The organism is Phocaeicola oris (genome assembly GCF_021295095.1).
GTDB classification, from domain to species: Bacteria; Bacteroidota; Bacteroidia; order Bacteroidales; family Bacteroidaceae; genus Phocaeicola; species Phocaeicola oris.
The window spans coordinates 71,404-95,530 of the sequence record NZ_JAJLQX010000004.1; the positions used below are offsets into that span (position 1 = coordinate 71,404).

Below are 24,127 nucleotides of genomic sequence, written 5' to 3' on the forward strand. Positions count from 1 at the left end.
CATTCTGAAATAATCCCTAAAAGTCAGACAAAAAACTTTTAGGGTTCACTTCAGTTCGAAGCAGCCTTTTTAGTATATATCATTTTATATTCTACAAAACATATTTTCCTCCTGCCCAATGATAGACAATCGGACTCTTTAAATAGCTCTGAATCTTTATTCTGTCTTCTTCATATAGATAGTCGGGCGTAGTATATTCAAAACGAATATCTGTGTTCTTTTCCGAGAGACCGGCCTTTATTAAGCACATATCAGCCTTTTTTCGAAGCATTCGATATTCCTCATCGTCGTTTGCCGGGACATTATAAAACTGCTCTTCATCAGGCAATTTGATATATTCTTTTGCATTCAAAAGATGCCATTTCGAATCATAAAAGCTGATCTCACTGTCGCAAGCAGGTCCACAGACTGTGCGGACTACACAAACTACTTTTACTGTATCGTTAACCGTCAGCAACTTCATTTCGACAGCACTTTGCTCGGTGGTTTGCAAATAAAGATAATCAGTTGTAAGCTTCTTTAATTCGGACGTATTATCAAACCTGTTCTTCACCTCTGCCTTCATTTTACTGTCTATAAAGTCGATACAATCCATACGGTTGTTTTTCGTAAGCAAAGGCAAAACAGAATCGGGCATAGCAATAAACAACGATCGCATATCCTGCGCCATTCCTCCAACTGTCAACAACAGTCCTATGATACATAAAGTATAGACTCTCTTCATAATCAAAGCACTAACCAACTATCTTTCCGTTTCTTGCAAGTAGCAATCAAATAAACACCTAATAAGATGAGCGGAATACTCAATTTTTGACCGATATTCAAAGCCATGCCTACCTCCTCGGCTACCTGAGGATTTTTCATAAACTCCAGTCCAAATCGGGTTCCAAAAAAGATAATCAGCGCAACACCGGTAATCAGTCCGATATATTTCTCCAAATGGTATTTATGATACATTACCCAAGCAACAACTCCTGCTGCCAAGCAATAAAGCATCTCATAAATCTGTGTCGGGTGACAAGGTAAGCCTTCATAAAGTTCATGCCATTCCCTTGAACGAATAAATTCGAATCCCCAAGGCATCGTAGTAGGATAACCAAAAATCTCAGAATTCATTAAATTTCCAAAACGGATACAGAAGCATAAAGCAGCAACGCCCGGAATCATCCTGTCGAACAGCCACCAAACATTCTTATGCGTAACACGCGCTGAGAAAAGAATCACACCAAGAATCACACCGATAGCTCCACCATGACTGGCGAGACCTCCTTTCCAAATCTTCAATATCTCCAACGGATGAGCAGAATAATAATCCCATTCATAGAAAAGACAATGTCCCAAACGAGAGCCAAGCACTGTAAAAACAATGCAATAAACAAACAGTTTGTCAGGCCATTCTTTTGGACAGCCTTCTTTCAACATGGTACGACTAACTATCTCATAAGCTAAGATAAATCCCAAGCCCCACATCAATCCATACCAGCGTAACTCTATAGAACCGAGACGTAAAAGAATCGGGTCTGCGTCCCATACGATACTTGCTAACATCTTACTTCGTTAATAATTGATTTTACAAAGGAAATAAAAAAATCACTTTGAAGGAAGAAAAAAGATGAGAATATTAAAATCCCCCCTACGAAGACCGCAGAGGGATTTTATATGAACATGAGCCCGACGAATCTAAAAGAATACGAACCGTGCATTATTACTCTTCTTAAATAGATAAACGGCTTCTTGGAATATCAACTATATAAGCTACTGTTCCGACGCGGATGAAGATGAAAAGTGATACGTATGAGTTGCTCAACTGACGCGGATGAGTTGATCGATTCATGCGGATGAGTTGATCGATTCATGCGGATGAGTTGATCGGTTCATGCGGATGAGTTGGTTGATTCATACGTACGACTTTACCTCCATCTCTTTATGACCATGTCAATGAACCAAACAAAAAGGGAAAAGCACCTTACCAACATGTTATAAGACCGTATTCTACCTTCGTCGGTTTCCGCGTGACCTCTCTGTTATTTCTTTGAACTCACGTTAATCCCAAATCGGTCAATATTTATAAGATATGATTAAACCAAATGAGCAATCAAATCTTCACGCTCACCATAGAGCAAGTCAATAACAGGAATCTCAATCATGGTATAACACCCCGGAGCTTGTTTCATAGCTGCACGAGCCGCGCAAACCAAGACCTGTCCGGTCAATGCCGGATTATTAATCTTCATATCGAACTCGAACAACTGGTTTTGAGTTTTACCGGATACACCTTTACGAACTAAGTTCACGCCATGACCGCGATCGAGCAAGTCTTCAACACAAGGCACCTGAATAACATGCGTTTCATCGTGCACAAAATAATCATCTTTTTTAATTGCGGCAGCCACATCCTCAAACTTATAGCCATCCTTCAGTTCTATGTAAACCATTCGACGATGAATGCCTGTACCTACAGGGATAGTCATAGATAAAGCAGCTTTCACACCATCAATACTTTTAACGGCAACGGTATGCCCCATGCTCATACCCGGACCAAAATTAGTATACGTAATTCCTTTGGGAGCTATGGCCTGCAACAATGTACGGACAATAGAATCTGAACCCGGGTCCCAACCCGATGAAATAATAGAAACAACCTTATTCGCTTTGGCAACCTCGGAAAGAGAACGTCGCAACGTAGGTATCTGCGTATGAATATCAAAGCTATCCACGGTATGAATACCCATAGAAAGAATCTGTTTTGCATATTCCTCTACCTTTCGTGTCGGAGTAGCAAGAATGGCAACGTCCACATTCTGCAACTCTTTCATTTCTTTAACTACCTTATACGGAGTCAACTCTACCGGTTTATCGGCATCACCATGACGACGAACAATTCCGGCAATCTCAAAGTCGGGAGCAACCTCCAATGCCTCAACAACATATTTGCCAATATTACCATATCCTACAACGGCAGCTTTAATCTTTTTCATTTATTTGAAGTTCTAATTTCTTTTTTCTACATTTCTGTTACAAAATTAATCATTTTGATTTTAATCAGATGATAGTTTAGCTTAATAAATTAAAAAGAAAGATAGAAATTTCCACAAAAGCATTATCTTTGTTTTAAGAAGTTACTAATATTTCTTGTAGTAATTAAAAGTAAACGAGTTAGATAGTCTTTTTATAAAGAAGGGGATTAGGCTCTCCCTTTCGTTGAAAGGGTGGTGACAAGCCCCTCTCCTGCAGATGACGTTTCTTTTGGTGGTTTTATATTTTCAAAAGAATTCGGAATAAAAATTCTTGTCCTCTTAATGGTAAATAAGAGCGAAAATTATTAATACCGCTATTCTGCATAATGGTATAATTGGATGCATTCAATAGATTTGAAATAGAACTTCCTATTTCCCAATTTTTATTTATTTTATAATTTGCTGTTATGTCAAATATGCTACAAGTTTTATAATTAGATTTTGATATCTCATTCGTATAACTTTGATACATAAGTTTGATATTCATATCCTTTATTGGGAAGATAAAAACAGATGCTTTGGATATAAGTGAAGATAAAACATTTGATTGGTAAATATTATTTTTATCCCAATAAACTGTACCGGAGATTCCCATAGTGGCTCTTAACCATTTGAGTTTTTGGTAGGTGGCATTTAGATTTACTGCGAATATATTAGAATTGTTATGTGTGAGAATACCAGATTGAGATAACAGATAGGATCTTTTATTGTAACTTAATCCTGATTTCAAAGTTATACCAACATCTATAAAATTTTTATCAACAGCCGCATCAACTACTAATAAGCGGTGATGATTATCTCCTTTTATATATGAAATAGTTGTAACTGAATCTGTGTGATTGTAATTTGCATAATTCTCTCTCTCTTCATCTGTGTATGATACTAAGAAATTGGCAAAGAACATAGTAGCCAGATTGCGATAATTGAGCCTTGTATTAATGCTTTTACTGCTATTAAAAAAGACTTCATTATTTGGTATAAATGCAGTACGATAAGCAGTACGTAGGGTATAAGGTGAGTAGAATTCAGCAGTAATGTTGTCTCTATTCATGGAAGCAGATAATACAAATTTCCATTTATCCGTTAACTCATATTTAAAGTAAAGGTTGGAAGCGAGTGAATGTTTTCCTTTGTTTCTGTTGTTTATTTGTGGAGAATTTAAGTCTATTTTTATCCACTCGATAGGGAACTCTATGGATAGTGCTCTTTCTGTACCAAATATGATTGTATAACTTGGTAGGAAACGGAGTTGCATTTTCTTGTGGTGTACGTTAGCTTTGTAGTCATAAAGGTTATCTCTATAATAAACTTTCGTACCTAAATCAAGGTAGTTTTTTCCTAATTGAAAAGATGTGGATAATTGATTTTTTGTAACAATAGATTGAGTGGCATATCGTTCGTATATATTGTAAAATGATGTAGAATCGGATATATCCGTTAATGCTTCTTGCCTATTAAAATAACGGAAGAATGATTTTGCTTGCATAATCTGTTTTCCAATAGAAAACGAAGTTGTAAGATAATTCTGTAAATAATAAGGTCTGCTATTTATGTTTTCTGTAATCCCCATACCATTAGAAACAAGTGTGTTGGAGGTTGAAGAACGATTAAATGAATAGCGAAGTTCATTCGAAATATATGCATTGGAGTTGTTCAATTCATATTTAAGAATAGGGAGTACTGCATGCGTTTTGTGTGTTTTATTGTTTATTTCATTAATAGTTATACTGTTAGTCCCACCATACGTGTAATCGTAATGATTGGAATAGCTGGAACAATCTTCATAGAAAAGCACATTTATACGAAGTGTTGCTTCTTTTGATATGCTTGTTAGATAATTTGCTCCTAATGAATAGGATTTATTATATAGATAACGGTTTTGAGGGAGTGTTTCCATGTTGAGAAATGGCGATAGCATTCTCGGAAGAATAGGCTCATAAGCATCTATATCTGTTACATCAATATGCTCTTTTGTCTCATCAGAGATGTCTGTACCAACATTGTTCATTTTTCCAGTAATTAATAATTGGCTTTTTCCAAGAATTTGCGTCAGAAATAAACGGTTTTGCCAAATAAAAGGAGAACATCCTATACCTCCCTCTATTTCTCCAAATGGTCTTAACTTGTGTTCTTTGTCCAATTTAATATTAAGAGCTGCCTTGTCTGTAAATTGATGTCCTTGTAGCATTTTCACAGGCTGATGATTTTCCAATATTTCTACTGTGGTTACAGCGTCTATTGGCATGTTACGGGTCGCTTGGTTATAGTTGCTTCCTAATAAATCTTTTCCTTCAATATAAAATTTATTAATACACTTCCCTTGGTATGATACAATCCCATTTTCAGCTACCTTAATACCGGGTAATTTTTTTAATACATCTTCAAGGTATGAATCTCCTTGTTTAACAAAAGATGCAATATTATAAACTAAAGTATCGTTTTTAGCACTGATTGGTGGGGCTATAATAGTTACTTCGCGGAGTTGTATTTCTTGTTCAGATAATTCTATAAGATTGATTCTCCCGGGAATATATGAAGTGACTTTATTTTTAAGTTTTCCGTATCCAATAAAGGAAAATTCCAAATAATCATCTTGATGTACTGAAACAGATAACCTACCTTTGTTGTCTGCTATCGAATAAGTATAAAACTCTCCTTCTCTCGTAAATACTCGACATGTCACATTGCTCAATGGCTCGTGATTATTTGCATCCTTAATTTCAAAGGATAACTTTACTATATTATCGAATGCTTGCGATAAGGAAGTTTCTATGTTAGATAGAAATAGAATAAATCCTAAAAATAATAACTTATTATTCAAGTTCTATAGGATTATAAGGTTTGGGGGCAACTGTAGCCTTGACATCATCTGGAATTTGTATGCTGCCATCGCTTGTTAATGCACCTACCGGATCTGCACAGTAATTTTTATAAATCTCTCGAACCGTTTTTCGGTTTGTTTTTACTATGTTTTTGTTATTCCAAAGATATATTGGAGTATATTTATTTGCTTTTTGTAAGCCATTCAGCGTGAATTCAAAATGACCTTGCGTATCCATAATACAAAATACAAGCCCTGGTAATCCATTGAATTTATATGGTCCATAAGGCATATTTACATCAGTGGAGTACCAAGCGATATAATCACGACCAAATAATCTTGTTTTAGCCTTATTACAATGGTATCCAGCAATCGTTGTATCACCTTTTAGAACTTCCCATTCTAATTTAGGACAATCTTCTTCGTATTGGTATTTCTTTGTTAATAAACCTGCTGTACGTTGAATTATTTCTTTATTTTTTTGCTTGTCGATAAGGATACTTTCTGTAAATACATTTTTCTTAAGTGCTGCCAACATTAGAGGGGATGCTTCAATCATAGACATTTTGCCTTGTGATAATTCGTCACAAATAGAATCAAATCGTAGCTCATTATAGTCCCAAAAGCGATTATAGTGCTTTCCTACTTGCAGAATAGTCATACCTGTTCTTTTGTCGTTAGGATAATTAGCATCTCTAACAAATCGATATGCATAAGTAATAAGGTATTGAGATGGTTCCAGTATTTTTTTTGCAATGCTATCAGCTTGCACATTAGAGTTAGATTTATTCCACTCTATTGTTTGAGCAGAAAGTTCCCCCAAAAAGCAAGCAAATGCCATTATAAACAAAATCTTTTTCATGGTAATACTGTTGATTAGATACTTTACAGCCCGATAAGGATATTCTCAAATCTCCTATCGGGCTGTAGTCAATTTCTTAATCGCCACAAAGGATACGGTCTATTTCCATTATTTGCTTCATGGTGTTCTCAGCAGATGTTCTATCTGTGTCAATGTAAGCAACTTTTCCACATGAAGTTGTGACTTGGACTACATTTTTTGCAATAGCTACAGCCGTTGAAGTGAACAACACGGCTAACATAATAAAAACTTTCTTTTTCATAAGTCATTGTGATTTGAAATTACAATGCAAATATACAAAAAAATATTCAATTTACATTTGTTTTCTGAAAAAATCACTTGAATACTTATTGTTTTTTGGCATCTCCTTTCCTTTAACTATCTTCCACATTCTTCCGTATTCCAAGAAATTGCATTATCTTTGTTTTAATTATAATAAAATGTCATGATAGAATACATTAAAGGCAAATTGGTTGAAGCCACACCAACAATGGCTGTTATCGACTGTAACGGAGTAGGTTATGGAATAAATATATCCTTAAATTCTTATACTTCCATTGCGAATCAGAAAGAAGTAAAACTATATGTATACGAAGCTATACGCGAAGACGCGTATGTACTTTACGGATTCACATCAAAGTTGGAACGTGATTTGTTTCTCCAGCTTATTTCTGTCCCCGGCATTGGCGGTGCCTCTGCACGAATGATTCTGTCAGCTTACTCTCCACAAGAACTCTGCACGATAATCAGCGAAGAAAATATCAAACTGCTGAAAACAATCAAAGGTATCGGACTGAAAACCGCGCAACGAATCGTTGTCGATTTGAAAGATAAAGTTGCCACATTGGATATCGAAGCAATTTCCGGAGAGCATACACCTATATCAGCAGCCGTATCTGAAGTTCATGATGAAGCAGTAGTTGCGTTAACCATGTTAGGATTTGCTCCTGCTCCTTCAACAAAAGTGGTAAACGCTATATTAAAAGAAAACGCAAGCTTACCGGTAGAGAAAGTCATCAAATTAGCATTAAAACGACTCTAATTCTTTTGAACATTTTCTCCGGCCATTTTACGCTTTACAAATTCTATCTTCAAATTCGCTTCTTTCTGTTCTTTCTTTATTTCTTCGATACCGGAAAGAACACGGGCAAGATTGGTTAATTCAACCAATGCCTTGCGGTCATTCAATTGCATAACAGTCCGATATGTACGATCTCCATTAAAAGTCAATTGAATATTTTCATTCGCGTGCTGAACAACAAACGCAGTTACTCCGCCATCATCGCCCAACTTATAATCAGCCTTTTCTATTGGACGCCCTAAATCGGTAGTTTGATAACTATCTTTTGAAGAAGGTGTTTCCGCATAGCTGTCTCCCACACTTACACGAACGGAAGTATGATTAATGTTTCCACCCGCACAATAGATAGAGGTTAGAGACATCTCACCTTGTTCACTGACTTGTCCGCGAAGAAACGTCCGGCCTATATTTTTCTCTACGGTCTGAGTCGGATAAAAATAATTGCCTTTTTCCTGATAAGCAGTATCTTTTTCCAGTACAAAGTGCCCCTTGATAGCATCGAATTCTGCTTGTTTAACGGTCATCATACTATCCAAATAAATCAGATTGCGCTGTTGCTCCTGTAAGTCAATCTGTTGCATCAGCTTCACGCCTTTCTTACGAACGTCGAATGCCTTTGGATAAAGCGTTCGGATACTGTCAATCTCCAATTTTGCCTCACTATAGTTCTGCTTATTCAGTGCCATCTCAGCCTTTTTTAAATATTCCTCTGCCTTTTGATTATCACTGTTATCACAAGCCGTCAGCCCTAAAACAAGCATTAAAATTATTCCTATTCGTTTCATTGTTCTACCATTTATCATGGCAAAATTACAATTTAATTGACTATTCTACACGTTAGAAAGGCATTTTTTCGTAATTTTGTATTCGCTTATTAAGAATTATGGAACTGAAAGAATATTTTACAGGCAAAATATTTAAACTCATCTCGGAAACCGCTGATGAATTGGGACTTGAATGTTATGTTGTTGGTGGCTACGTTCGCGATTTGTTTTTGCAACGGTCATCTACAGACATAGACGTGGTAGTAGTTGGAAGCGGAATAGAGATGGCCAAAGCCTTATCCGTGAAATTAGGAAAAGGAGCTCACTTGTCTGTCTTTAAGAATTTTGGAACGGCACAAGTGAAATATTATGATACAGAAGTTGAATTTGTTGGAGCAAGAAAAGAATCTTACAGCCACGAAAGCAGGAAACCGGTGGTTGAAGATGGGACTTTGGAAGATGATCAGAATCGTCGCGACTTCACTATCAATGCCTTGGCTGTTTGCCTGAATAAAAATCATTTTGGAGAACTAATCGATCCATTTAACGGACTCGATGATTTACACGATGGCATTATTCGTACCCCACTCGACCCGGACATTACTTTCAGTGACGACCCTTTACGCATGATGCGTTGCATCCGTTTTGCCACTCAATTGAACTTTTTCATAGAAGATAAAACATTTGAAGCGCTTATCCGAAACAAAGAACGCATTAAAATCATCTCTAAGGAACGCATTGCGGACGAATTGAATAAAATTATCCTCTCACCTATTCCGTCCAAAGGATTCATTGATCTTGATCGATGCGGATTATTAGAACTTATCTTTCCTGAATTGGTTGCTCTTCAGGGCGTGGAAGTCAGGAACGGGCGGGCTCACAAAGATAATTTCTATCATACACTTGAAGTTTTAGATAATATCTCCAAACAGACGGACAACCTCTGGTTGCGTTGGGCTGCGTTGTTTCACGACATAGGAAAGCCTAAGACAAAACGCTGGGATCCACAAGTCGGCTGGACATTTCATAGTCATAACTTCGTCGGAGAGAAGATGATTCCGGATATTTTCCGCAAGATGAAACTGCCGATGAATGAGAAGATGAAATATGTGCAGAAGATGGTCAGTCTCCACATGCGTCCCATTGTAATTGCTGATAATGAAGTAACCGATTCCGCTGTCCGTCGTCTGCTTTACGAGGCGGGCGATGATATTGACGATTTAATGTTACTGTGCGAAGCTGATATCACATCAAAGAATGAAGTCCGTAAGAAAAAGTTCTTAGACAATTTCAAACTTGTCAGAAAGAAATTAAAAGATTTACAAGAGAAAGATTATAAACGACTCCTTCAACCTTGCATTAACGGAAACGAAATTATGGAAATGTTTCACCTTACTCCAAGTAAAGAAGTGGGGATACTGAAACAAACGTTAAAGAACGCCGTACTCGACAATAAAGTGGAAAACAAACGGGAACCGTTAATGCAACTACTGATTGAAAAAGCAAAAGAACTCGGTTTGGCTATGTCGGATAATTATGATCTAATCTAAATTTTAAGTTTCATCCGATACACATTCGTTTCTTTCCTCTCAAAGTGCATGGATTGATATAGGCTATTGGCAGCCAGTCTCTTCGGATTCGATGTAAGCATCAACGCGCCTTCTTTATCTTTCAGATAAATCAACACATGCTCTACTAATTTTCTACCCAACTGTCGACCACGATACGCGCTGTCGACTATCACGTCTTCTATCCACCATTTCTGTTCAAATGTAGTGATATAGGTAGCTAATGTTATCATCCCGATGACTTTTTCTTCCTCTTCCATGACAAACAAATGCACATTCCGATTATCAATAATATTCTTTAAGCGTTCTGTGCTTAAAGTAACCGCATGCTCACTCAGCTGAACAAGTAAATTATTGATACCTTGAAGCACTCTTTCATTTACTTCCCGTAATTCAACAATTCGTATCATAACATAAAGTATAAAGAAAGCCCGATCGTTCAAGATTGAGCTTCCCGTAAAAACAGATCATTTAAATTAAAAAGTATGTAACCAAGCCCTCAATTCCTCTAACATTAAGGTATGATATTTAAAACTCTCATTGATTCCCCAGCCATGACCTCCCGAAGGATACACATGCATGGTTGCCGGGACTTTATGTTCTTTCAATGCTGTATAATAACGTGCGGAGTTTAACGGAGGAACCGCTTCATCATCGTCCGACAACGCGATAAAAGCACGTGGAGTATGGTCTGTTACCTGTTTGTCATTGCTATATAGATTAAGTTGAGCCTCAGACGCGTCCTGTCCCAATAAATTTATAATCGAACCATTATGACGGATAGCGGGATCGCTTGAGATGACCGGATAAAAAAGAATCTGAAATGCCGGTATTACATCAGCCTTTGCATGGGTAGCAACAGTTGACGCAAGATGTCCGCCGGCAGAAAATCCCATAATGCCGATAGCATCCGGATTGATATTCCACTCCGAAGCATGGTTCTTCACCTGACGAATGGCTTCATAAGCATCACTCTGCGGAACATCACAGTTGCCATGCGGCATACGATAGCGCAAAACGATGGTTGCCACATCCTCATTTAAAAAGAAATCTGCCCAATGCTTTCCTTCATGATTCATGGCTAAGCCCCCATAACCGCCCCCCGGACATACAACAACAGCCTTTGTCGGCCTTTCCGATTTTATCTGTGGCAAATAGACATAAATAGTTGGTTTGAAGTTCTGTTTGGAATCATCATAGCCTTGCGACTCTATACCATTTGTATTAGGCAAACCATTCTGCCACAAATCAATTATCATAGGTTTAACACCTATAGTCTGTGCTTTGACTGTCACCGACCCTGCCATTAAAAAGCACATCGCCAAATAAAGTAAATGCTTCATATTTAATTATTTTATGGTTCCATATAGAATAAGAGGTTCATGACTGTAATTCCGCTTAACAGTGATGGTAACGCCTTTATCAGATGGAGTGACGGATGCCTCAACAGCGCTGTACCAATCCACAAATTGCAGATTGAAAGCCAACGTATTGGTATTGATCCAACCATAGCAGCCGGCCACATTAAAAGGTCCGGCTATTCCGGTAAATTTCTCTTTTGCGTTGACGGTATAAGGCGGAGTCATGGTAGTGGTTGTGGTTTCCCATTGTTTATGCCCCAATAGAATATCATAGCTCCCCGACTCTTTTTTTATCCTCAGAATCCATTTCTTTAAATCCTTGCGAACACTGATGGATGTCCAACCGAATTCATTTTCACCCAGCAGAATCTCCTTGTTCAGTAAAGCGGCCTGACGTGAGGATTCTGCACGACCTACCACGCAAGGATAAGCATAACTCTTTGTTTTTCGAAGTAATCGAACACATTCTTTCCGTGCATCCGAAGCAACAACTTCGTCATTTATACCGGGAACAAGAAGAGAGAACACTTTATGCAGCGGAGAATTGTTTGAACATTCGGTAATCACCACTACCATATCTTTTTCAGGCATCACGATGATAAATTGCCCGAACGCTCCATCCGCCCGAGCCGACCGATGATCTTCGCACACCCACATCTGATATCCGTATCCTTCACTGTCATTCTCTATCTGCTTCATCATCATCTGCTTCACCCAATCAGCGGGAATAAGTTGTTCTCCATTCCACGATCCGTAATGAAGAAGCAATTGCCCAAACTTAGCCATAGACTCCGGCTGTATATAAAGTCCCCAACCACCGGTATTATAACCTTCCGGACTGACTTCCCATTCAACATCAGTGATGTGCATGGCATTGAACAATTTCAGTTTAAGATAATCGAGCACTTTCATCCCCACAACTTTCTGAACGATAGCCGACAACAGATAAGTGCAAAGCGAGTCATATTTAAATTTCTCTCCCGGCTTCAATACCGGTTTCTTTAACAAAGTAGGAATCCAATTATCACATTGGCCGCGTAGGTCCCAATCAGGTTCAATACCCGATGCCATCATAAGCAAATCGCGAACAGTCATATCCGTCAGATTCTCGGACAAAGAATCGGGTAATGCTTCAGGAAAAAACAAAGCGACACGATCGGTAATCCTCAAACGATGCTCCGCGACTGCCAACCCGACCGCGGCACTGACAAATGTCTTGGAACAAGAAAACATCGTATGTTTATAACTCGCGGCATAAGGCTTCGGATAAGTCTCGGCTATTACCTTTCCGTGTCTGAGCACCATCACACTATGTATATTATAGGTAGGATACTTAACGATGGAATCAAGAAATATGCCTATCTGTTTAGATGACACTCCTTCCGCCTCAGGAGTAGAACGGGGAATTTCATTTGTTTGAGCAGCTACAGACACCGCCATTAAAAAAGCTGATACCGTTATTAAAAGTTTTAATCGTTTCATGGTAACTATATATTAGCATAGCAAATATAGAAAATTATATTTCAAACATCATAAATTTCTATACGTTATTATATAGAGATTCCATAAATTGCCTTTCCTCACTCATAACGAAGTTACTGATAAGAGAATTACATGACTAAATATAAATAAGAATATGAACTATCGGTGGAAGCAGTGATGTCTCCTTGATAGTTCCATACTTACATTTATTTTCCATATAGCTCAAGCATTATAAAAACAGTCTTTCTTTTCATAGTTTTTGTACTATTTAATTAAATGACTAATTTTGCAGCACAAAACCAAACAACATGTTTAGATTCAGAGGACTTTTATTAAAAATGCTGTTTATCATCCTGTCGGGCATATTTCCACACATCTCCCTATATGCCCAACTCAAAGAAAAGACTGACAGCCTTATTAAACAAATGCCGAAACCGGAACATACTTTCCGCTCCGACATATCTTACACCAGTCTTCCATTGATAACGACAGGTATAATTTTACGACATGAGAGAAAGAATTTCAGAGACGCGAGGAATAAATTCCAATATAATTTTCATCATACCACCGACAACTATACCCAGTATACTCCGCTATTATTAGCAACCGGCTTGAAGATTGCCGGATATGAGGGACGCAGCTCTTGGGGACGTTATCTAACCAGTACAGCTGCCTCGTATGCCGTTATGGGTGCTTTGGTCAATGGCATGAAATATTCTCTAAAGGAACAACGTCCCGACGGTTCCACATACAACAGTTTCCCTTCAGGACATACGGCAACGGCCTTCGCCGCCGCGACAATCCTACACAAAGAATATGGATTGACACGTACACCGTGGATAAGCGTGGCAGGCTATGGACTGGCCACCATGACAGGAGTGATGCGAGTACTGAACAACCGTCATTGGATAAGTGACACCTTTGCGGGAGCAGGCATAGGAATTCTATCAACAGAGCTTGGATATGCCATTGGCGACTTGTTTTTCAAAAATAAGGGACTTCTAAGATCCGACATTAAAGGGACTAATGATCTGCCTCATCATCCATCGTTTTTTAGTGTACAAGTTGGAATGGGTATAGGCAAGCAGTCATTAGACATTGCAACAAAAATCCCTGAGATAGGAGCCTATTATGATGACGAACCTATTAAGAAATTACGTCTCAGTCAGGCTACTGTCGTCAGCGCGGAAAGCGCATACTTCCTTACGCCCTACTTCGGACTTGGCGGACAGTTGAAAGTAACATCACAATTGATGAAAAATTGGCAAATCTTTGCACAAGATCAACTTTCAGGACTTATTGAATTCGACCCGCAACTCGAAGGCTTCATTGATGAATTCATTCTGAATGTAGAGTCGGATCACTTCTCTGACTTTATTTTTTCCATAGGGCCTTATTTTAGCCTTCCCATTTCGCCACGCATGGCATTGGGCGGAAAACTTCTGATAGGACGCAATTATACACAGGGTGTGGAAATAAACGCAACCGTACGCGGGCACCAGCGTGACATTGATCAGTCTGTCGAAATAGAAAACGGTCTCCATATACTTACTTACGAGGTTAAAGGTACCCCTGCCGACAATGGAAAAGAATATGAAACCAAGTGGGACTATATGGATATAAAAGCCAATCGTTCAATTAACGTTGGAACAGGCATATCGTTTACCTATGCTTACAAATCATCAATGGCATGGCGCTTCTTTTTAGACTACGACTGGACACCGAGACACTATAAAGTTAGTTATCAGCCCACTGCATTCATTAAGGACGCAGCCAGAAACCTCACGTTTGATGGGAAGAAAATGTCTGTCGATAATCTTCCACAAGCTTTTACAACAGACATAAAAAAGAATATGTCCAAGTTCGTTTTGGGTGGGGCTCTTTGCATTTCTTTTTAAAATATTATCCACGAAGCCTTTCTCCACGATATACAAATCTGATTACAACTATCTATTAAACAAGTCATCTTGTTAGTTAGCTGTTTCATGATTATAATTCAATCGTTTCACTGCAGTGAGACAATTGTTTCACTATTGTGAGACGTTCGTTTCACTCTTGTGAGACACTTGTTTCACCCATGTGAAACATCCTTTTTATAAGCAAAAAATCGGAACATTATACTAACATCAAATCAATTGATGGGCATCTTTTCCCTTTATTGAAAAATAAAAACGTAAAAGAAAACTTGCGAGAATATGAAAGATTAAATAATTTTGTCCGATTGTTTTTTATATGGTGATAATAATAAAAAATAGGATATTCAAGATAGCGGTATTATTCGTATTTTTGACGGCAATATCGTTGAATGCACAAACAACATCCAGCGATTCTATTGTTATTCAATATCTTACAGAGCTTGGCATTCCTACCACTTATAACAATGAAGTGAAACTGCTAAAGAGCGGAACGGAGAAATTTTCTGATTTATTTGAGCATATCCGTCAAGCTAAGCATCACATTCATTTGGAATATTTCAACTTCCGGAACGATTCTATAGCAAGAGCTGTATTTAATTTGCTCGGTCAGAAAGCCAAAGAGGGTGTTCAAGTACGTGCCTTATTCGATGCGTTTGGCAACATGTCGAACAACCGTCCGTTAAAGAAAGCTCATCTCGATTCCATCCGAGCATTAGGTATAGAAATTCAGAAATTCGATCCGATTAATTTTCCATGGCTGAACCATGTATTCCATCGAGATCACCGGAAAATTGTAGTGATTGACGGAAAAGTAGGTTATACCGGTGGAATGAATATCGCTGACTACTACATTAAGGGTTTGGAAGGAATAGGACAATGGCGGGATATGCACGTTCGAATAGAAGGTGAAGCGGTCAGCTATTTACAAGATATTTTCCTTACCACGTGGAACGCTGTTACGAAGCAACACATTGAAGGATTGGACTATTATCCATTCCGGCCGCATACCGACGAGACATTCGGCAATACCGGCATCGCTATCATTGACCGTATGCCAAAGAAAACGCCGAAAATTATGCGACAGATATACGTTAAGTCGATTGATGCCGCTCAGAAAAAGATCCAGATAATTAATCCCTACTTCGTTCCGACACATAGCATTAAGAAAGCCATCAAGAAAGCGTTAAAGCGAAATGTAAAAGTAGAGATTATGATTCCGGGGAAATCGGATATCAAGTTCACTCCTGCAGCGGCACTCTATACAGCAAACAAGTTACGTAAAAAAGGTGCCGGAATATACATATATAATAACGGCTTCCATCACTCAAAAATCATGATGGTCGACAGCCTATTCTGCATGGTAGGTAGTACAAATCTCAACAGTCGCAGTCTACGCTTCGATTGTGAGGTTAATGCTTTCATCTTTGACAAAACAACAACGGCCGAGCTTAGTGAAATGTTTGAAAACGATAAACATGACTCCACTCTTTTAACAAAAGAACAATACAAAAAGCGTTCTGCATGGAAACATTTCATAGCTTGGTTCGCTCACTTGTTCACTCCGGTATTGTAAGTGCATTCCTATACATTGCTCGTCAGACAAAAAGTTTTTGCTTGATCAAAAAAATCATTCTGTCAATAGGCCATTGTCGTTTATTTTTCCGTAACTTTGTATAATATCAATTTTTAGAAACTATGAAGTCACGAAGCATTATTATTGCCTTATTCACATTAAGCTACATTACAGCAACAGCAACTATCAGACCTATAAAACTAACTTGTGAATATTTAGAAAATCCTATGACTGTTGACATACGACATCCACGTCTTTCATGGATCAACATCGCCGACAAGAATGAGAATGACCAATGGCAAACCGCTTGGCAGATACAGGTAGCCTCGTCAATCCAATCGCTTATACAGGGAAAAGCTGATCTGTGGGACTCTGGAAAAACTAACGGTAACACGTCCAATATCATTCCATACATCGGTAAAGCATTACAATCAGGACAAGACTGTTATTGGCGTGTACGCGTATGGGACAAAAACGGCAAGGCATCAGCATGGAGCAATACGGCAAACTGGCACATGGGATTACTCGACCAAAGTGACTGGAAAGCCCAATGGATTGGTGCGCCGTGGGATGAGGAAGACGCCACAGTACGATCAAAGAACAAAAATGACAAGCCTGCGCCGTTAATGCGAAAACGCTTCGGTATCAACAAAAGCGTGAAAAAAGCACATATCTACGTTAGTGGTTTAGGATATTTCGAACTTTACATGAATGGCAAGAAAATAGGCGACGACGTGCTGGTACCCAATCAAACAGACTACACACATCGTCCCGACATAGAACGAAAACGAGTCAGAATAGACAACAAATTCAAAGGTTATCGAGTTTTGTACCTATGTTACGATGTAAAGCCTTATCTCCATAAAGGCAACAATGCTATTGGATGTTTGCTCGGATGTGGATTCTTCAACTCCTTCAATTCTGCCGACATCATTATTCCGTATGGTTCTCCACGCATGATTGCCCAAATGGAAATTGAATATAATGACGGAACGAAAGAAACGATATGTTCTGACACATCGTGGGAAGTCAAAAAAAGCTTTATTGTCTCGAATGGTATCTATACGGGTGAGCACGCTGACGGAACACTTATTGATCATAACTGGTGCAACTCTACTGAAAACTGGCTGCAAGCCGTGGAACGCAAGACACCTGACGGACAACTTGAAGCACAGATGGGATATTCGGACAGAGTGAACAAAGAAATGAAGCCTTTAAGCATCCAAAAGATTAACGGCAATAAATGGCTCGTCGATTTCGGCGAAGAAATTACCGGTTGGATACATCTGAAGAAGATGAATGGCAAGCCTGGACAGAAAATAGATATACATTATATCTATGGAACAAACAATCCTTTACCATACAAAAAATCAGATGTGCTTTCCGTGAATCAGAATGTATCGTCACAAGGCACTAACAGTTATACGCTGAATGGAAGCAAAGATGAGGATTATCACGCGCGTTTCACTTGGTTTGTATTCAGCAAAGCCATAATCAGCGGATGGGAAGGAGAACTAAAACCCGATCAGATAACTGCTGAGGACATTCATACGATATTGCCCCAGACCGCGCACTTTGCATGTTCCGATACGCTGATCAACAAGATACAGAAAATATGGTGTCGCAGTCTCCTCGACAATACGCATGGAGGCCTGTTCAGTGACTGCCCGCACCGCGAACGCATCGGCTACACCGGTGACGGGCAAGTTGAATGTGAGACGGTGATGTACAACTATGATAGCCGACCCGTCTACACCAAGTGGATGCGTGACATTCTGCTTGCGCAAAACCCTATAACAGGATACGTTCCCAATGCCGCGCCTTGGGAATCCGGAGCAGGAGGAGGACCGGAATGGGGGGCAGCTATGATCATCATCCCCTATACTTTTTATCAAATGTATCACGATACCGGCATTCTAAACAGTAACTACAAAGGGATGACTGAACTCATGAAATATTTTCACAACTGGGTAGACGAAGATGGTATCATGCTACACAACTATTGGGATTGGAACAATCCTATGGCACAATGGCTGAACTTAGGAGAATGGTGTGCCCCAACATCCGTACTGCCTCGGAAAGCCCTTATTCATACCTATTATTATTGGCTCTGCGCTCGCGACATCTCAAGAATCGCTGCTGCCATAGGTAAAGACGAGGACGCAAAGCAATATGAAGAATTAGCGGAACGTACACGAACGGCATTTCACAAACGATTCTATGATCACGATCTGCACACTTACGGAGAAGCCGGAAGCAATATCTTCGCTCTTGACATGGGTATTGACAATAGGAATCAGTTGGCTGATGTACTGAATACCCTAAAAGATGAGCTAAAACGTAATAACGGACACCTCAATACCGGTATCTTTGGCACAAAACTGTTCTTCGAAGTACTCACACGTTACGGTCTTAACGAGGAGGCCTATGAAGCCATAACCAAAACCGATTTCCCCAGCTTCGGTAACTGGATCAGACAAGGAGCAACTACAACATGGGAACAATGGGACGGCGGTGCGTCGCATAACCACCCGATGTTCGGCGGAGGGCTGACATGGCTTTACCGATGTTTGGCAGGAGTCGATATTGATTTCATTAAAAACGGTGACCGACACTTCGTCATCAAGCCTTGTCCACCAAAAAATGTAAGCTGGGCAGAATACAGCAACGAAACTCCATACGGTAAAATAGGCATAAGATGGGAGAAGACTATTGGAGGAGGATATAAACTACAAATAATTGTACCTGTGGGGTGTACGGCAACTGTCATTCCTCCGGGGAAGGATGGCGCAGTAAATACTCGGCAATTAAAAAGCGGTAACCATGTCATAGATTGTTTATAATGGAAAGGGCATTCTCTTGAATCAATAGGATGCCCTTTCCCCTTTCTATAATCATATTCGACTTAATCGGAATATATATCAAAATCCTCCATCAAACCGTAATCTATGAAATTATAAGCTGAAGGCTCAATAGGTTTCTCAACGTTCCTCCAATTCCATGGAGAAGCTAACCCTTTAGGGGGATTGTTATAATGTGGCCCATAGAGATTATACAAACTGCCAATCACATGAACGTCAATCATATTTTCTCCTGATATTAAATATGGCGTAATATCTAAATTATTGGGATCTTTAAATATGATACCAGCCTTTACTCCGTTAACAAACACTTCTATAGCTGTTCCGTTCCACTTATTCAACTGTATAAAATAACGAGCGTTACCCTTGTCCACACGATACGATTTCGAGTAACTCATACCCCAAGAATAAAAGGGTAACTTTTGATCTTTCCAACTTCCAAGCCCAAGTACTGGAACAACTTGACCGATACTCCATCTATCATCGTCAGGGAAAACAGAGAAGTCACCTATCACATATATCTGTTCTATTTCGGCATACACACTCATTGGATTGATACTCACTTCCACATCATTTATCCCCGATCGGACATTCTTCCGAATATCATACACTCCGAAATGACGATCTAACCACCACTTTCCGGGAATAGACTTAATTTCCATCCCGTTAATCTTAACCGTAAACAAACAAGAATTTTCTATCACTAATTGGATATTTCCAAAGTTGGCGGATCCGACAATGTTAAAGTGATAGGTAGTCACAAATCCGCCGCTCCGCACCGTATCCTTATCTATCACATTCTGCTTATACTGAATGGAGTGATTCCACGGGTTCCCATTCTTGAACCCGTATGTCTTATACGCCAAATCCGCCGCCTTGTAGAAATAGATATCCCGATAATCCTTACCTTTCAGACTCAAATCGCAGAAATCTATTGGTAGTACATTGTCCTGTAAACGTGTAACCTTTACTATGGACGATGCCTCCAACTTCATTCCTCTCTCAAATTTAACTTCCTTTGGATATTCATTTTCTAAAACTTTATGCGAGACATACAAGATAAGACTTCCGCAAGGTTCAATCTCAAAAGAAGCTTCCAAACCTCTGTCGGAAGCATGGCTTGGATAACCGTAGATTTTTCCTGCCAAGGCATCCAACTTCAGTAAAGCAGTACCTTTCATTCTAATTGTACCCTTTGTCGACTGATCTAATGATGAATTAACCATAAATACAAGTTCTCCACCTTCGTATTCTCTCCGCTGATGATACAAGTCTCCATTATGATAAGAAATCTCGAAGTCTTTGTCTGATAAATATCGTTTTATGGTATCAAAATCCAATTCAGTCAAATGGATCACCGACGGTTCGTCTATAAGCGAGATAAGTTCAGGACTCACTTTGCCTCCCACCTCTTTCAGTTGAGAAAATGTAATCAATTGACCTCCCTGAGCAACAAAATTCTTCAATAACCAGAATGTGGATGCATCGACCGACTCCATCATTGGAGGAAGCACTACAGTAGTGTATGATGCTTCACCGACTTTCAGTGTTCCGTTCGTTACACTACCATTACCTCTTATGATAGCTTCCGAACCTAAGTCATACTCCACTTGCGACACTTCCAATTTTGTTACAAAGCGTTGAAAAGCAGTACCAATATCCCATATAACCGAAGGACAGTTGTTTACAGAATAGTGGCACCAAATGGTAGTTGTAGGTTCAATAACAAGTATTTTATTTTTTTGGATCCCATTGCTCAATAACATGGATAGTCGACCAAAATAATCATTCACAACGTTATAATCATTCCACCAAGGAGAGACAGAAGAAAACTCCGGTGGGTAATCATATTTTCTTGCTCCCGTCAAAGTCATGTGAGAAAGATGCTGGTTCATAAAATTGACTCCCAGCACATATTCCCAGTCACCTAACCTCTTGAAGTCACGTAAAGATTCATCCCAACCACCTCCACCATACGTTTCACTCAGCACACGCTTGTATCCTTTCTGATTAGCTACGCTACTAAGCTCCTTCACGCTGCGAATATTGCCAAACTGTCCTTGAAGACTATCCTCATCTAATTGATTGAATAGCATATCAATAGCAGGCATCTGATGCCACTCGTACATAGCCATATTATCCGGACCGGAATCTATATTCGGCCAATCATGTTCCCAATAATGCCCTGTCCATTTTAGATGATGCTTCTCACAATACTCATGATAGGGCTCCGACCAATGCTTGATAAATAAGCTAAGCAAGGTTGAGAAATAATCGTGCCGTACTTTTTTCCAATCACCTATTTCCTCATCAAGCAAAGGTAAATGAGTCTTCAAATCATACCCCCATTGAGCTATAAACGTATCAAATAACAAAGGAGTCCATCTTATCCCTCCAGAAGATGGAATCTCCGGCTCGTCGGTAAACACACCCAATATGGATTGACCAAATTCATGACTGAATCTTTTTTGATAACCATCCATTGTTAGCGCGTTAAATTTTTCTGTTACGCCTGGAACCATCAAATCAACATACGAATAACCACCATACCAATCGGAATTACTATAATAAGTTTTTTTATAAAGATAATAATCATCTACTTTCCCCTTATAAAAAGCCTTATCCTCCGTAATATCAACCCATTTATCTTCCTCTTTCCGCAAACAAAGAAAATAACGGTCAATATCTTTTGGTAGTAACCTAACTTTCTCTAACTTCAGTCCTTGTCCCTGATTAAAGGATTCCGGCATTTCGGCGGGCACATGCCCACCACCAAATCCACTGGGATAAGAATTCTCGTCATAAATCCAAATAGTTATTCCATTCTCCTTTGCCTTCTCTATAGCATAAGCATATAAATCAAACCATTCATCGGAAAGATATTCCGTTATCAATCCTGGGCGTGGATGGATAATGACTGCACCTGATCCCTGCGCCTTGTATTCGTCAATCATGCGTGCAATATCACTCTTCGTCACCTTATAGTTCCATACCATGAATGGTGCTGTACGGTACTCAGCGGGTGGATTGAGAAAATGAGGAAGTAAGGTGTTAAAATCCAAAGTCCTCTCTGTCTGCCCGAAAACAAATAGAATATCTACCAATGCAAACACGCCAAATAGTAGCAGTTTCTTCTTGTTCAATATCTTCATAACATAAACTAAAAAGTCCTTATGATAGAAACTAAACGTTCCATACCATAAGGACAGCAAAACAATTCATTTAGTTAATAACCCGGATTTTGCGTCAATTGGGGATTGATTTCCAACTCACGGGTCGGGATGGCATAAATCATACGAAAGTTTTCGATATTAAAGCAAGTCCCATTGTTCAAAGCTGCGACCCACGCAAAGTTTGCCTTCATCCATTGACCATAGTTAGTCATTACACTCTTCGCTAAACCTTGACGCTTTAAATCACTCCAACGATGGTTCTCGAAAGCTAACTCATGCTTCTGCTCATTGGATACATCCTCCAAGGTACAGGTGGTCAAATTAGCTAATCCGGCACGAGCACGGACTTTATTAATGTACGGTAAAGCCTCTGCACTTTTGCCTTCTTGAACCAAACATTCTGCTAAAAGGAGCAATGCCCCTGAATAACGATATACGGGAAAGTTTTCCACACCACGCATCGTGTACTTATAAGGCGGATGATAATACTTCTTTACCATATATCGGAAGTCCTTTCCAGCAGGGCATACATAATTCCGCACATCATCTACAATCTGCTCAAACGTAAAGCTATCGCCGCTGGATGTTCCTTCGGCTACCACAATGGAAGCAAACAACCGCAGATCACCGTCCTCATACGAATCTACCATGTGCTTGGTGGGAACTACCCAGCCTCCACTGGTACCAGTTACAGTCCCGCCACCTGCATAATTAGAACCGGCAATACCCATCATGTCAACGACATTGCTACACTTCGGAATCATCCGAAATGCGATAGTACTATACTGCTCCGAAGCACCATCTTCCGTGTACTGCACTTCCAATATCGACTCCCTGTTGTTCTTGTTGGTTGGATTGAAGCACTCGGCATAATCATTCAATAATTCATAGTTCATCTGGGTAATCGCCTTCAGGTCGGACTCTGCAGTCGCATAGTCAGGCGATGACTTTGTCATGTTTACTTCAGCACGAAGCATCCGTGCAGCCCCCATCGTTGCCCTTCCACCGTTTTCATCAGGGAATCGAGCCGGAATAGGTAGCCCTATCGAAATAGCTTCATTCAGGTCAGCAAGAATCTGTGTATAACATTCCTCTACTGATGCTCGAGCAGTAAACACTCCATCCGTGCCAGTCACCTCGTTCAGAGTCAGAGGTACACCACCGAAGCATTTCACCAAATCAAAATAATAGAAAGCCCGAAGAAACAGAGCCTCTGCACGATAAGATGACTTCTCTACATTCGTCATCTCTGATGCTTCTATTCTGTCCAACACAGTATTAGTTTTCGCAATATTTTGATAATCCACCTGCCAACGTTCTAAAATTGGTCCTGCATTGGCAGAAACCTCATCATCGATAAAGAGACATGGTTTCTCATAAGCATTGAACGGACCACGATCACCATAATAATAGGTATAGAATGCGTTGTCTGAACGCATTTCATCCATAAATAAGCCATCTGATGCTATATAACGCAAACCTGTATAAGCAGCATTCATTGCCTGATCAAACTGGTCAGCAGTCCTATAAAATGTTCCCGATGACTGTGCCGTCTCCGGATACAACTCCAGGAACGAACTTGAGCAGGAAGAGATAATGGTCCCACTCAAAAGTAAACCCAAAACTATATTGTATTTCTTCATCTTCT

Annotated in this window: 17 protein-coding genes; 5 read left to right on the forward strand and 12 right to left on the reverse strand. The window is 39.4% G+C overall.

The window, feature by feature from the left end; all coding sequences use genetic code 11:
* Nucleotides 1-91 precede the first annotated feature (91 nt).
* The 6 genes from LO761_RS03605 to LO761_RS03630 form a co-directional block, all read right to left on the reverse strand.
* Complete coding sequence (locus LO761_RS03605; protein ID WP_272816962.1) at nt 92-724, reverse strand: DUF3256 family protein; 633 nt, start codon at nt 722-724, stop codon at nt 92-94.
* 2 nt (nt 725-726) lie between these two features.
* Nucleotides 727-1,548 (reverse strand): prolipoprotein diacylglyceryl transferase, encoded by an 822-nt coding sequence (gene lgt / locus LO761_RS03610; protein WP_272816963.1) that lies wholly within the window; start codon nt 1,546-1,548, stop codon nt 727-729.
* Between the two features lie 530 nt (nt 1,549-2,078).
* Complete coding sequence (locus LO761_RS03615; RefSeq protein WP_272816964.1) at nt 2,079-2,978, reverse strand: diaminopimelate dehydrogenase; 900 nt, start codon at nt 2,976-2,978, stop codon at nt 2,079-2,081.
* A gap of 277 nt (nt 2,979-3,255) precedes the next feature.
* On the reverse strand, nt 3,256-5,838 hold the full coding sequence (locus tag LO761_RS03620) for a peptidase associated/transthyretin-like domain-containing protein (protein WP_272816965.1): 2,583 nt from the start codon (nt 5,836-5,838) through the stop codon (nt 3,256-3,258).
* Nucleotides 5,831-6,700, reverse strand: a complete 870-nt coding sequence (locus LO761_RS03625) for a GLPGLI family protein (RefSeq protein WP_272816966.1) — start codon at nt 6,698-6,700, stop codon at nt 5,831-5,833. Before LO761_RS03625 ends, LO761_RS03620 begins: the two co-directional genes overlap by 8 nt.
* A 76-nt stretch (nt 6,701-6,776) precedes the next feature.
* Entirely contained in the window at nt 6,777-6,962 is a 186-nt protein-coding gene (locus tag LO761_RS03630) for a hypothetical protein (RefSeq protein ID WP_272816967.1), read from the reverse strand.
* Between the two features lie 183 nt (nt 6,963-7,145).
* Between LO761_RS03630 and ruvA the strand changes: the two genes are divergently transcribed.
* A complete protein-coding gene (gene ruvA / locus LO761_RS03635; RefSeq protein ID WP_272816968.1) occupies nt 7,146-7,742 on the forward strand; it encodes a Holliday junction branch migration protein RuvA in 597 nt (198 codons plus the stop codon).
* On the opposite strand, the gene LO761_RS03640 is transcribed toward ruvA, so the two are convergent.
* Complete coding sequence (locus LO761_RS03640; protein WP_272816969.1) at nt 7,739-8,566, reverse strand: outer membrane protein assembly factor BamD; 828 nt, start codon at nt 8,564-8,566, stop codon at nt 7,739-7,741. The genes ruvA and LO761_RS03640 overlap by 4 nt on opposite strands.
* A 98-nt stretch (nt 8,567-8,664) precedes the next feature.
* Between LO761_RS03640 and LO761_RS03645 the strand changes: the two genes are divergently transcribed.
* On the forward strand, nt 8,665-10,095 hold the full coding sequence (locus LO761_RS03645) for a CCA tRNA nucleotidyltransferase (RefSeq protein ID WP_272816970.1): 1,431 nt from the start codon (nt 8,665-8,667) through the stop codon (nt 10,093-10,095).
* On the opposite strand, the gene LO761_RS03650 is transcribed toward LO761_RS03645, so the two are convergent.
* From LO761_RS03650 to LO761_RS03660, 3 genes are all read right to left on the reverse strand, one after another.
* On the reverse strand, nt 10,092-10,523 hold the full coding sequence (locus LO761_RS03650; RefSeq protein WP_272816971.1) for a GNAT family N-acetyltransferase: 432 nt from the start codon (nt 10,521-10,523) through the stop codon (nt 10,092-10,094). The genes LO761_RS03645 and LO761_RS03650 overlap by 4 nt on opposite strands.
* Nucleotides 10,524-10,589: 66 nt before the next feature.
* Complete coding sequence (locus LO761_RS03655) at nt 10,590-11,456, reverse strand: alpha/beta hydrolase (RefSeq protein WP_407951540.1); 867 nt, start codon at nt 11,454-11,456, stop codon at nt 10,590-10,592.
* A 6-nt stretch (nt 11,457-11,462) separates the two neighbouring features.
* The gene (locus LO761_RS03660; RefSeq protein WP_272816972.1) at nt 11,463-12,956 is read right to left on the reverse strand and encodes a serine hydrolase domain-containing protein; all 1,494 of its coding nucleotides are present in this window, start codon (nt 12,954-12,956) and stop codon (nt 11,463-11,465) included.
* Nucleotides 12,957-13,264: 308 nt separating this feature from the next.
* Here LO761_RS03660 and LO761_RS03665 point away from each other — a divergent pair, with 308 nt between their 5' ends.
* From LO761_RS03665 to LO761_RS03675, 3 genes are all read left to right on the forward strand, one after another.
* A complete protein-coding gene (locus LO761_RS03665; RefSeq protein ID WP_272816973.1) occupies nt 13,265-14,854 on the forward strand; it encodes a phosphatase PAP2 family protein in 1,590 nt (529 codons plus the stop codon).
* Nucleotides 14,855-15,188: 334 nt separating this feature from the next.
* The gene (gene cls, locus LO761_RS03670; RefSeq protein WP_272816974.1) at nt 15,189-16,445 is read left to right on the forward strand and encodes a cardiolipin synthase; all 1,257 of its coding nucleotides are present in this window, start codon (nt 15,189-15,191) and stop codon (nt 16,443-16,445) included.
* A gap of 122 nt (nt 16,446-16,567) precedes the next feature.
* Nucleotides 16,568-19,288 carry a family 78 glycoside hydrolase catalytic domain gene (locus LO761_RS03675; protein WP_272816975.1) on the forward strand — a complete coding sequence of 907 codons (2,721 nt, stop codon included), beginning with the start codon at nt 16,568-16,570 and terminating at the stop codon, nt 19,286-19,288.
* 62 nt (nt 19,289-19,350) lie between these two features.
* Here LO761_RS03675 and LO761_RS03680 read toward each other — a convergent pair whose 3' ends face one another.
* Together LO761_RS03680 and LO761_RS03685 are read right to left on the reverse strand one after the other, a co-directional pair.
* Complete coding sequence (locus LO761_RS03680; protein ID WP_272816976.1) at nt 19,351-22,458, reverse strand: glycosyl hydrolase; 3,108 nt, start codon at nt 22,456-22,458, stop codon at nt 19,351-19,353.
* A gap of 74 nt (nt 22,459-22,532) precedes the next feature.
* Nucleotides 22,533-24,122 (reverse strand): RagB/SusD family nutrient uptake outer membrane protein, encoded by a 1,590-nt coding sequence (locus tag LO761_RS03685; protein ID WP_272816977.1) that lies wholly within the window; start codon nt 24,120-24,122, stop codon nt 22,533-22,535.
* Between the last annotated feature and the right edge of the window lie 5 nt (nt 24,123-24,127).